This is a genomic window from Mesorhizobium sp. WSM4310 (genome assembly GCF_007003935.1).
Taxonomy (GTDB): Bacteria; Pseudomonadota; Alphaproteobacteria; order Rhizobiales; family Rhizobiaceae; genus Mesorhizobium.
On sequence record NZ_VFTA01000022.1, the window covers coordinates 23,123 to 34,901 of the forward strand.

An 11,779-nucleotide genomic window follows, 5' to 3' on the forward strand; every position below is an offset into this window, starting at 1 on the left:
CCGATCAGAAGGTAACGGCGATATACTTCGCCTCCATGAACTCGGCGATGCCGTGGTGCTGGCCGCCCTCGCGACCCAGGCCGCTCTGCTTGACGCCGCCGAAGGGGGCCGCGGGATCCGACATCAGCCCCCGATTGAGGCCGATCATGCCGGCTTCGATCCGCGATGCCACCCGCAATCCTCGGCCGACATCGCGCGTATAGATATAGGCGGCAAGGCCGTATTCCGTGTTGTTGGCGTGCATGATGGCTTCGGCCTCGGTCTCGAATCGCGTGATGGGCGCTACCGGCCCGAAGATCTCCTCATGCGCCATGTCGGCATCGGACGGAACCTGCGACAGGACCGTCGGCGGATAAAAGAAGCCTTCCTCTTCCGGGATAGAGCCGCCGCAATGCACCTTGGCTCCCCGGCCCACGGCGTCCTTGACCAGGCGGTCGATCTTGTCGACCGCCTTTCTGGTGATCATCGGCCCGCACTCGGTATCCGCACTCATGCCTGGTCCGACCTTGAGAGCTGCCATGCGTTTGCGAAGGCCGTCGGCGAACGCGTCATGGATGCCCGACTGAACATAGATGCGGTTGGCGGCTGTACAGGCCTCGCCGGCATTGCGCATCTTCGCGATCATGGCGCCGTCGAGCGCGGCATCGAGGTCGGCATCGTCGAAAACGACGAATGGTGCATTGCCGCCGAGTTCCATCGAGCAGGAGACCACATGCTTGGCGGCTTCGCCAAGCAAGGTTCGTCCGACGCCTGTCGAGCCGGTGAAAGAGAGCTTCCTGACGCGCGGATCGGCCAGCATGGCCGAGGTCAGCGGACCGGGACTGGTCGTGGTGAGCACGTTGACGACGCCGGCCGGAACGCCGGCCTCGCTGTAGAGCGCGGCCAGCGCATAGGCCGTCAGCGGCGTCTCGCTGGCCGGCTTCAGGATCACCGTGCAACCGGCCGCCAATGCCGGCGCTATTTTTCGTGTCGCCATCGCGGCCGGAAAATTCCAGGGCGTGATCAGCACGCAGATGCCGATCGGCTCATAGTCGACGACGATGCGGTTGGTGCCGGACGGCGCGGTGCCGAACTCGCCGGTGATGCGAACCGCTTCTTCCGCGTTCCAGCGGAAGAACTCGGCGGCGTACGCAACCTCGCCGCGCGCGTCGCGCAGAGCCTTGCCGTTCTCCAGCGAGATCAGCATGGCGAGCGTTTCCGATCGCTCGACCATGAGTTCGAAACAGCGCCTGAGGATTTCCGAGCGCTTGCGTGGCGCTGTCCCCCGCCATGCCGTCGCCGCCTTGGCCGCCGCATCGACGGCTGCCAAGGCATCCTCGAGCGTCGCGTCGGGAACCGCTGCAATGACGGATCCCGACGCAGGATCGACGACGTCGATGACCCGGCCGTCGGAAGATGGTCGCCACCTGCCGTCGATGTAGAGTCCGTGCGAAAAGCCGCGAACGTCATAGTCGTCCTGGTCGATCCACAGCGCATTCGGAGGAAGGTTCATGGTCTTGTTCCGTGGATTACATGGCGCAGGCTGCGAGGTCGCCGTCATGAGCGGCCTGGACCAGGCGTCGCATGGCGGTGAGATCGAAGGGGCGCGGGTTGTTCTTGATCAGGCGATCGATGCCGAGCGCCTGATCGGCGGTCCAGTCGAGCTTGTCGGCGGGAAGGCCGAGATCGGCCAGCGTCGGCGTGATGCCGATCGCCGTGAATAGCCGTCGGATTTCCTCGATTGTGGCGTCTGCCATCTCCCCGGCGCTCCGCCCCTTGGCCTCAAGGCCAAGCGCTGCGCCGATCTCGGCCATTTCGGCGGCGACCACGCGGCTGTTGTAGGTCATGACGTAGGGCATCATCGTCGCGACGCCCAATCCGTGCGCCGTGTGGGTGAGGGCGCCCGCGGGATATTGCACGGCATGCGCCGCCGCGGTGCCGGCGGTGCCGAATGCGCAGCCCGCCGCCAGCGCGCCCATCATCACATCGGCGCGCGCATCGGCATCGGTGCCGTCGGTGCAGGCTTTCTCCAGGCTGCGGCCCAGCAGTTTTATGGCCAGCAGGGCGAAATGGTCGGTCAGCGCGGTCTTGCCGATGAAGACATGCTGTTGCGCCAGGCTGGGGTCCGCGCCGCGCCGCTTCGCGGTGAAGGCCTCGATCGCATGGGTCAAGGCATCGGCGCCGGCTATCGCGGTCAGGGCAGGGGGGCAGGTCATCGTCAGTTCGGGGTCGCACAAGGCAACCGCCGCGATCAGATAGGGGCTCGATATGCCGACCTTCAGCGTCCGGTCCGGGTCGGAGATCACCGCGACGGGCGTCACTTCGGAGCCGGTTCCCGCGGTGGTGGGCACGGCGATCAGCGGCAGCGTCGGGCCGGGCACCTTGAACTCCCCATAGTAGTCCTGAAGCTTGCCGCCATGGCTGAGCAGCAGGCCGGCGCATTTGGCGAAATCGAGGCAGCTGCCGCCGCCGATGCCGATCACTATCTCAGGCTGGAATTTCGCGGCCTCGTCGACGCAAATGCCGAGGCTGTCGCGTGGCACGTCGGGAAGCACGCGGTCATGCACCAGCACCTCGATCGAGGCGGCCTTGAGCCATTTGACAATTTCCGCGAACACCGCCGTGCCGGCGAAACGCTCGTCTGTACAGACCAGGGCGCGCCGGCCGAACCTGCTGGCGACCGTCGGCAGCGCATGGCGTTGGCCGTTACCGAAAAGGATTTCACGCGGAAGCCGGAGGGCGGCGAAGAGGCTCATGATGATCTTTTGTCCTTTGGCGGCGCCTGAACTGGGAAGGGTTGTCGCAACGAATCCGCCATCTGTCCGCAACAGCGCCGGGGACATTCTGCAGTATCATATAACGGCTCGAAAAGCATATCCGCTTTAAAATCGTATAGGATATAGGATTGCATCCGTTGGAGCATCGTGTTAGCAGTCCGCACTGTCAAGAGGTAAAGATGCAGGCCGCAAACCCAATCGACACGACCGAAACGGCTGCCGCCGGCGGTCGCATCCAGCGCTCCAACAGCCTGGTCGAGGATGTCTATGAAGCGATCTTCGCGCAGCTGATGGCGCTGAAGATCGCGCCGGGTTCGCGCATCACCGTCGACAGCCTGGTCAAGGAATTCAACGTCTCGCACACGCCGATCCGCGAGGCGCTCGGTCGCCTCGAAGGCGAAGGCCTGGTGCTCAAGACTCACCTGATCGGCTATCGCGCGGCGCCGCAAATCACACGCCGCCGGTTCGACGAATTGTACGAGATGCGCCTTCTGCTTGAGCCGCATGCCGCGGCGAAAGCCGCCGCTGCCATGGATGAAGCCAAGCTCAACATTTTGCTGGAAGCGGCTGGCGTGATGTCACGGCGCGAAGGCAAGGACGATCGCCTGCGTTATTCGAATTTCGCCCGGCAGGACGCGATCTTCCACGACAAGATCATGGAGTTTTCGCAAAACGAACTCATTCGGCAGACGTTGAGCCACCAGCATGCCCACTTCCATATCTTCCGCCTAATGTATCATGCCCGCGTGACCGAGGAAGCGCTCGACGAACACGAGGCGATCCTCGCCGCATTCGGCGCGGCCGATCCCGACGCCGCCCAAGAGGCGATGCGCGTCCATATCGAGCATTCGCGCGATCGCTTGCTTCCGGCCTTCGATTAAGGTCGGACCCGATGTCCATTGCAGCCAATATCGCCGGAGAGGGAGGAAGCGCGCTGCCCACTGGTGCCGTGCCGGGCGCCGTCGAATCGGTGCTGCGCGCCGAGCGCGTATTTCCCGGATTCGCCATTCCGATCCGATCCGATTTCGAAGACAGGCGAGGCGTGATCCGCACCTCGCCCAGCCGCAACAGGAGGAAGAGCCATGCCAGGCAAGAAAATACTGATGCTTACCGGTGAGTTCACCGAGGAATACGAGATCTTCGTCTATCAGCAGGCGATGGAGGCCGTGGGCCACACGGTTCATGTGGTATGCCCCGACAAGAACGCCGGCGACCTGATCAAGACCTCGCTGCACGACTTCGAGGGCGACCAGACCTACACCGAAAAGCTTGGTCACTACGCGCTGATCAACAAGACGTTCTCGGAAGCCGAAAGACAGCTCGACCAGTATCATGCCGTCTACTGCGCAGGCGGGCGCGGGCCGGAATACATCCGTACCGACAAGCGCGTGCAGGCTATCGTGCGCCATTTCCATGAGACCAAAAAGCCGATCTTCACGATTTGCCACGGCGTCCAGATTCTGATCGCCGTCGATGGCGTCGTCCGCGGCAAGAAGGTTGGGGCTCTCGCGGCTTGCGAGCCGGAGGTGACGCTTGCCGGCGGCACTTACATCGACCTGTCACCCACCGATGCCTATGTGGACGGGACGATGGTTTCCGCCAAGGGCTGGACGGCGCTTGCCGCGTTCATCCGCGAATGCTTGAAGGTGTTGGGAACCGAGATCCGCCACGCCTGACGCCAGACGGCTGGCGCGCGCCAGCGCGCCGGCCATCTGAGCAGTTCCCGGAAAAGCACAACGCGTGCGCAAACACCCGTGGCGTAGTCGTGAGGCGGTTCTTAACGAGCTTGACCGGATCGCCTCCTCGAGCGCGAAGCTGCGACCTGCCGCCGTCGTTATTCGGTTGATCACCTTGCGGTCGAACGCCGGGATGCCGTGAGCGCAGAGATTGCGGGGCGCCACTGCTTCGACGGCTACGCTTACCGCCTTTGATCCCCGACCAGCCGCGGCTGCCGCTCTTGAAATGGCATCGCTACCAACTTCCATTCCTGCGCCGGCGACTCAGCGCGCGGCTGCCTTACGAATCGGCTCAAGTCAAGACGATACCCGCTTGCGAGCCGGGTATTTTGCTGACATGCTGACTTTCTTATATGCCGACTTTCTTATGTATGGGGTTTTGCACTGTGGCAGGTGTTCAAACGGAAGGGCAAAAGCATGGCAAAGGAATCTTCGAATTCCGCTTCTTCAGACAAGAAAGCGGACGGAAATCTGATAGGTAACGCAGAAGGAAACGGTCTGAACTTCATGGGCGTCCAGGCTCGCGAAAACGGGGGTCCCGGCGACGCTGTAGGTGTCGACAAGATACGTGATCTGCTGTTCGGCAACCAGATGCAGGACTATGACCGCCGCTTCTCCAAGCTCGAAGAACGGGTCTTGCAGCGCTTCAAGGATGTCGAATCCGAGGCCAAGCGCAATCTCGACATGTACGAGTCAAATGCAAAGAAGCAGGTCGATTCGCTTGCGGGGCAATTGCGGAGCGAAAAAGATGCACGAGCCGATGCCGACAAGGAAATTGATCGGAATCTTCGCGAGCAAAACCAGGCGCTTGAAAAGCAGGTGCGCGCGTTGTCGGATCAATTGAGCGCGCTTGAGCGCGACGTTGCGGACCGGATAAATCGGAACGATCATTCACTGCGTGAGGAAATCAAGCAGAAGAATGAAGGCGTTCAGATGCTGATAGAAAAAATGTTTGCCGATCTCAGCAACGTCAAGACCGACCGAAATCTTTTGGCTGGCCTGTTTGTCGAGGTTGCAAAATGTCTTAATCAGGATCCCGTCGGCAGCAAGAGCAATTCGGACCGTAGTTGGAAAGCGAGTTGATGGGACCTTGACGTCGACCGTCGACCCGATCAGCCTACCGCAAAGAACAGCCTCGAACGATACAGAGATTGATCGCGAGGCTCTGGCTCGTCTTTTGATCGAAATTGCCCGGAACGTTGATCCGGACTATCGTGCGCGTTTCGACGGTGTTCCAACCGCCGATCCTCGCATGGAAACGCTGCGCCAGTTGCTGGTCAGCCGCGAAATTTCAGAGCTTTCACGAGTCACGCATCTGCTGGACGAACCGGAGCAGTTCGCGGCAGCCGTAGGCGACGTTCTTTCCAGTGCGGCCGCGCGAGCGCCTCACGTGCAACTCGGCGAGGCCCTTGCGCCAGCTGTCGAAAGAGCCGTGCAACGGTCAATCCAGAAGAGCCCGCGCACGCTGACGGACATATTATACCCGGTGTTTCTGCCGGCAATTCGCAAGTCGATCGGGGAAAAGATCGACCAGACCTTTCAGTCGCTGAACGAGACTTTAAGACATATATTTACCTGGCATGGTCTCAAGTGGAGATTTGAATCTTGGAGAACAGGTGCTAGTTTTTCGGAAGTTGTTCTGAAGCATTCTCTTGTATATCGAGTGGAACATGTCTTCCTAATTAGCCGAAATTCCGGACTTCTGATAGCGCATGTAGCTGCTGATAATGCAACGAGCGAGGATCCTCAGCTTATTTCTTCGATGCTTAGTGCAATTCAGGACTTTGTGAAGGACTCATTTAACGAAAAAGAACAGAGCAGTCTGGACACGATCCGTTTTGGCGACCTTCGCCTTTGGTCAGAAGTCGGACAGTTCGCGACCTTGGTTTCGGTGATCCGAGGAAATCCGCCAGAGGAATTGCATGAAATAGTTCGCGATGTATTGCTCCGCATCCATGAGGAATGCTCACAGGCTTTAGGGGAGTTTGACGGCGACAGTTCGCAGTTGGCCGGCGTAGAGGCACAATTGCAGACGTGCGTCGAGCTGAAGCAGGAGGAATCAAACCAGGGGTTTCCGTGGCTGGTGGTGGTTGCAGTCCTGCTGCTTTTGATTCCGGCAGGCGGTTGGTTCCTTCTTTCCTGGCAATCCGGGCAGCGCTGGCAGGCTTATGTGTCGCAACTGGAGATCCAGCCGGGCATCATCGTTGCCGAACAAAAGGTACGTTATGGCCAATTCTACATTTCCGGCCTGAGAGACCCGCTTGGCGCCGACCCGCAGTCGCTGCTGTCGGGAACGCAGGTCGATCCCGCCCGCGTTCATTCGCAGTGGAAATTCTATCAGAGCCTTGAGCCGGAGTTCGTATTGAAGCGGCTAACGGCGTCGCTGGCTCTGCCGGATACAGTGCGACTTTCGATCGTCAAGAATCGCATCGTCGCCGAAGGTGAGGCGAGTGCCGCTTGGATCAGCCGGGCCCAGGCCGCCGCCCAGCAGCTTTCGGCAGGCGGGCCGGTGTTCGATATCTCTGGGGTCCGTGACGTAAGCCTCGAAGAACGCGAGGCGGAGCGCTGGCAGGCCTATGTGTCGCGACTGGAGACCCAGCCAGGCATCATCGTTGCCGAGCAAAACATACGCGACGGCCAATTCTATATTGCCGGCCTGAGAGACCCGCTTGGCACCGACCCGCAGTCGCTGCTGTCGGGAACACAGGTCGATCCCGCCCGCGTTCATTCGCAGTGGAAATTCTATCAGAGCCTTGAGCCGGAGTTCGTGTTGAAGCGGCTAACGGCGTCGCTGTATCCGCCGGACACAGTGCGACTTTCGATCGTCAAGGATCGCATCGTTGCCGAGGGTGAGGCTCCCGACACCTGGATAGATCAGGCGCGCGCGGCGGCCCGACAGCTTTCGGCAGGCGGACCGGAATTCGACATCTCCAAGGTTCGTGATGTGAGCCCCGAAGCGCGCGCGGCGGAGCATTGGCAGTACTATGTGTCGCGACTTGAGGCCCAACCGGGAATCATCGTCGCCCAGCAAACAGAGAGGGGCGGACATTTCTACATTTCCGGCCTGAGAGACCCGCTAGCCGCCGACCCGCAAGCTCTGCTGCACGGAACGCAGATCGATCCTGCCCGCGTTCATTCACAGTGGCAATTCTATCAAAGTCTTGATCCGAAGTTCGTGGTGAAGCGGCTGGAGGCTTCGCTGACCCCGCCGAAATCGGTTCTGCTTTCGATCATCCAGGGCCGCATCGTTGTCGTGGGGGAGGCTCCTGCCAACTGGATCAACCGGGCGCGGGCCGCCGCCGATCAACTTTCGGCGGACGGAGTGGTTCTGGATATCTCGCAGCTGCATGAGCTGAACCTTGCAGAACTTAATGATTTGCGAGCGGCCATCCAGGCGACCGATATTTTCTTCTATTCCGGCAAAGTTGTGCCGGGACCAGAGCAGACGCCGGTTCTCGACAGATTGGCGGATCAAATAAAGGAATTCGCCGAAAGTGCCCACAAGTCAGGCGTAACTGCGCGGTTCATGTTGACCGGCCATTCGGACGCTACGGGCCGCGAGACGGCCAACGCGTCGATCAGTGCCGCCCGCGCCGAGACAGTTCGTGCGCTTCTCAACAAGCGCGGCGTCGCTCCGGAACTGCTGCTGGTTCGGGGCGCGGGCACCTTTGAGCCGCTGGTGCCTGAAAATAGTCAAACTGGGAGCTCCACCAATCGCCGGGTTTCGATTACGGTAAACTTGGACTAGTGGAGCTCAAGATGTTGCAAAAAAAGATCTGCATGTTGGGCGGGTTCGGTGTCGGAAAGACGAGCCTGGTCCGCAGGTTTGTGCAAAGCATCTTTTCAGAAACCTACTTGACCACGGTGGGAGTGAAAATCGACAAGAAGAGCGTCGCACTACCGGGCAAAACCGTGGATTTGATTTTGTGGGATTTGGCCGGCGAAGACGATATCGGCTCATTCCGCGTCAGCCATGTGCGAGGTGCGACCGGGCTCGTGCTTGTCGTCGATGGAACCCGCGCCGCTACTCTTGCCGCGGCGCTCACGCTACGCGAGCGGGTCGAGGCCGAATTCGGAACGATGCCGTTTGTATTGCTGTTCAACAAATCCGATCTTGCCGATCGGTGGGCAATATCAGATGGTGATATTAACGAGCTGAGGCAACTTGGATGGCAAATCTATCTAACAAGTGCACTTTCGGGCGAACACGTTGACGATGCGTTTCGTCAACTTGCTTCGATGGTTGCTAGATAGACCATGCATAGATTGCCAAAAGAAGTCGGAAGCTGGATTTACAATTTTTTTTACGACGAGCACTCTATCGCGTATCTGAAAATTGACGCCGAGCTTTGCGTAGCTGCGAAGGGCGGCAACGTCAAACATTACGGGCTCGCATCGCTTCGCATTGGTCAGCCGGTTGCCGATCAGCTTGAATTCATGGAAGGTTTGCTGCCTTCCCCGGAGCTTCCATATCATATGGCCATGGTCGAACTGCCCAGCGGGCGTGTCGCGGACCTTCATCTTTTTGCTGACAGTGCCTACGTGTGGCTGCTCTTTCTCGATGCAACCGTCGAACGCGACAATAGGCAGCGGCTTCAGCAGAAGGCTTATGAAATGACGCTCCTGCAAGAGAGGGAGCGTCAACTCAACGAGAAATTACAATCGGTGAACGAGGCGTTGAGGGAGAGCCAAGAGGGATTGCAGCGTGAATACCAGCGTGCCGAAGCCCTGCTCCTCAACATTCTTCCCGCGTCGATCGCGGAGCGGTTAAAAGCGGACGAACAAATTGCAGACAATCACGCAGAGGTGAGTGTGCTTTTTGCCGACATCGTCGGTTTTACGGAAAGAGCGCGGAGCGTCGGAGCCGTGACGACGCTCGCTATCTTGAATTACTTCTTCAAGGCGGCGGATCTGCTCTCGGAACGACACGGTTGCGAAAAGATCAAGACAATCGGCGATTGTGTGATGGTGGTCGCCGGCTTGCCCGCCGCGCGATCCGATCATGCTGAAGCCCTCGCGCGCTATGCACTTGAACTGCGCGAGGCGGTTAAGCTCGAACACTTCGCAGGAGGACGGCTAAGGCTCAGAATTGGAATTCACTCAGGACCAATCGTCGCGGGCGTCATAGGCAAAAGGCGGTTTGCCTATGACCTGTGGGGCGAGACCGTTAATCTCGCCGCACGTATTCAAACGTCCGCGGAGCCGGATGAAATTCGTATTTCGGATGCAACTCACACACTGCTTGGGCCAAATTTTGCTTGCGAGCCACTCGCGGAAACGGAACTGCGTGGCACAGGCCGTGTGCGAATGTGGCGCCTCCCGGCTTGATTTGCGCTTGGCAGTGCCGACCCGCATTGCATCTTGTGACCTGTCGGTTGACGACCGGTCACGAAGCCATCCCGGACAATTGAGCTCACCGTGGTGATGCACATCGCAGCGACAGCAAGCACCTTTGCGCTTGCCTTGAAGGCATCCTATTCTGGAGAGCAGTAGCCGCTCGTGGGCATAGAATGTCGGTACTGCCTTTCTTAAGAATTTACGCGCCGCTCAACGCGGTGCTGGCTGCGCCTGGGTTGCTGGCGGTGGCTGCGCTCACGATACCAGGCATATCCGGACGAAGCAGACTGGCTCTGGCTGCTCTGCTCGCCGTCATCTGGGGCGCCTATCTCCTGCAACTGGCCGCGACGCTCCTCAAGCGCCGGGCGGGAGACGTACGGGACAGGACGCCCAAAATCGCCATCGATGTGCTCGCGGTCTTCGTTCCACTCGCCGCATTTCTGTTCGTCGGCACGCCCGACCAGAGCCTCTACTGTGCTGTCTGGCTGCTGAAACCGCTGCGCGACTCGACCTTCTTCCCGGTGCTGGGCAGGGTTCTGGCCAACGAAGCGCGCAATCTGATCGGCGTCACAACGCTCTTCGGCGTCGTTCTGTTCGCTGTCGCGCTCGCGGCCTATGTCATCGAGCGCGACACCCAACCGGAAAAGTTCGGCAGCATCCCCCAAGCAATGTGGTGGGCGGTCGTCACGCTGTCCACCACCGGCTATGGGGACACTATCCCGCAAAGCTTCGCAGGCCGCGTCCTGGCCGGTGCGGTCATGATGAGTGGCATCGGCATCTTCGGGCTCTGGGCCGGCATTCTTGCCACGGGCTTCTATCAAGAAGTCCGTCGCGGTGATTTCGTCCGCAATTGGCAATTGGTCGCCGCGGTGCCGTTGTTTCAGAAGCTTGGCCCGGCCGTGCTGGTCGAGATCGTGCGCGCATTAAGGGCTCGCACGGTGCCGGCGGGCGCCATGATCTGCCGCATTGGCGAGCCCGGTGATCGGATGTTCTTCGTCGTGGAAGGGCGCGTCAGCGTCGCGACGCCGAATCCGGTGGAACTCGGCCCTGGTGCCTTCTTCGGCGAGATGGCGCTGATCAGCGGCGAACCGCGCTCGGCGACCGTCAGTGCTACGACGGCTGTCTCACTCCTGTCACTGCACTCGGCGGATTTCCAGATGCTGTGCAGCAGCAGCCCGGAGATCGCGGAAATCATCCGCAAGACCGCGCTCGAGCGGCGCGGCGCGGCGGCGAGCGCTTGACTGTTTCCTCAGCGCTGCTGTGCGGCTGCGCGACGGAGAGAACGTGAGGCTGTGTTCACTTGGAGGCGCTTACCGAGATGCTGGATTTAGCTCCAGCGGAAGCGGCTGTTCGTGGGAAGGCCGAAGCCGATTTTGCGGCTCATCAGGCGCACTGGATGCCGCCGACAGGTAGATTGGCTACTCGGCGAAGTTGCGTGCCGAACGCGAGTCGGCCGATCGAGCACAGGACCTGCTTGAGCTATTGTCGAAACCCCCCCCGGCGGCTTCCCTTGCCCGGTCGCGATTTGCAGCAGATCGGCCGCAAATTCGGTGGCATAATTGGCCCTGTCGTCCTCAACCCGCTTGAATGCTCGCTGCACAGCGTCTGTCTGGCAAACTATTTGAGACACAATAACCGCAGCCAACTCGGATGCCACCCTCATGGCAGGCAAGCGCATCTTCGGCCCCACCTGTTTGCAGGACACTCTCTATCACTACAGAGAGCGTCTCCTGCAAAGCCTCTCGGTTGGCCAGCTTCTCTCTGTGACGCTCTTTCGACAGACGCCTTCGGCCGCGGCCCGATTCTCGCCATACAAAGATCATGAAGCCGCGCCCAAGCAAGGCGAATTCGTTACCAAATTGTTTATCAGGAGGCGAAAACGTGACGTTTCTGCAACAGGCAGGGCGGATAGGTGCCGGTCAAGGACACTCCCGCGACGATCTCGGTTGA

The 11,779-nt window shown here is 60.0% G+C and carries 10 protein-coding genes; 8 read left to right on the forward strand and 2 right to left on the reverse strand.

Features of this window, described 5'->3' with window-relative positions:
• Nucleotides 1–4: 4 nt before the first annotated feature.
• Both FJV80_RS22180 and FJV80_RS22185 read right to left on the reverse strand, forming a co-directional pair.
• Nucleotides 5–1,492 (reverse strand): NAD-dependent succinate-semialdehyde dehydrogenase, encoded by a 1,488-nt coding sequence (locus FJV80_RS22180; protein WP_142877428.1) that lies wholly within the window; start codon nucleotides 1,490–1,492, stop codon nucleotides 5–7.
• A 16-nt stretch (nucleotides 1,493–1,508) separates the two neighbouring features.
• The gene (locus FJV80_RS22185) at nucleotides 1,509–2,735 is read right to left on the reverse strand and encodes an iron-containing alcohol dehydrogenase (RefSeq protein WP_142877429.1); all 1,227 of its coding nucleotides are present in this window, start codon (nucleotides 2,733–2,735) and stop codon (nucleotides 1,509–1,511) included.
• A 200-nt stretch (nucleotides 2,736–2,935) separates the two neighbouring features.
• Here FJV80_RS22185 and FJV80_RS22190 point away from each other — a divergent pair, with 200 nt between their 5' ends.
• From FJV80_RS22190 to FJV80_RS22225, 8 genes are all read left to right on the forward strand, one after another.
• A complete protein-coding gene (locus tag FJV80_RS22190) occupies nucleotides 2,936–3,637 on the forward strand; it encodes a GntR family transcriptional regulator (protein ID WP_142877430.1) in 702 nt (233 codons plus the stop codon).
• 11 nt (nucleotides 3,638–3,648) lie between these two features.
• Entirely contained in the window at nucleotides 3,649–3,873 is a 225-nt protein-coding gene (locus FJV80_RS22195; protein ID WP_142877431.1) for a hypothetical protein, read from the forward strand.
• A complete protein-coding gene (locus FJV80_RS22200; protein ID WP_010913455.1) occupies nucleotides 3,839–4,432 on the forward strand; it encodes a DJ-1/PfpI family protein in 594 nt (197 codons plus the stop codon). The genes FJV80_RS22195 and FJV80_RS22200 overlap by 35 nt, the downstream gene beginning before the upstream one ends.
• 477 nt (nucleotides 4,433–4,909) lie before the next feature.
• Nucleotides 4,910–5,575: a hypothetical protein gene (locus tag FJV80_RS22205; RefSeq protein ID WP_095775313.1), complete on the forward strand. Its 666-nt coding sequence runs from the start codon at nucleotides 4,910–4,912 to the stop codon at nucleotides 5,573–5,575.
• 7 nt (nucleotides 5,576–5,582) lie between these two features.
• A complete protein-coding gene (locus tag FJV80_RS22210) occupies nucleotides 5,583–8,240 on the forward strand; it encodes an OmpA family protein (RefSeq protein ID WP_142877432.1) in 2,658 nt (885 codons plus the stop codon).
• An 11-nt stretch (nucleotides 8,241–8,251) separates the two neighbouring features.
• Nucleotides 8,252–8,746: a Rab family GTPase gene (locus FJV80_RS22215; RefSeq protein WP_095775314.1), complete on the forward strand. Its 495-nt coding sequence runs from the start codon at nucleotides 8,252–8,254 to the stop codon at nucleotides 8,744–8,746.
• A 3-nt stretch (nucleotides 8,747–8,749) separates the two neighbouring features.
• A complete protein-coding gene (locus FJV80_RS22220; RefSeq protein ID WP_142877433.1) occupies nucleotides 8,750–9,820 on the forward strand; it encodes an adenylate/guanylate cyclase domain-containing protein in 1,071 nt (356 codons plus the stop codon).
• Nucleotides 9,821–10,002: 182 nt separating this feature from the next.
• A complete protein-coding gene (locus FJV80_RS22225; protein WP_095793829.1) occupies nucleotides 10,003–11,070 on the forward strand; it encodes a cyclic nucleotide-gated potassium channel in 1,068 nt (355 codons plus the stop codon).
• Nucleotides 11,071–11,779 lie beyond the last annotated feature (709 nt).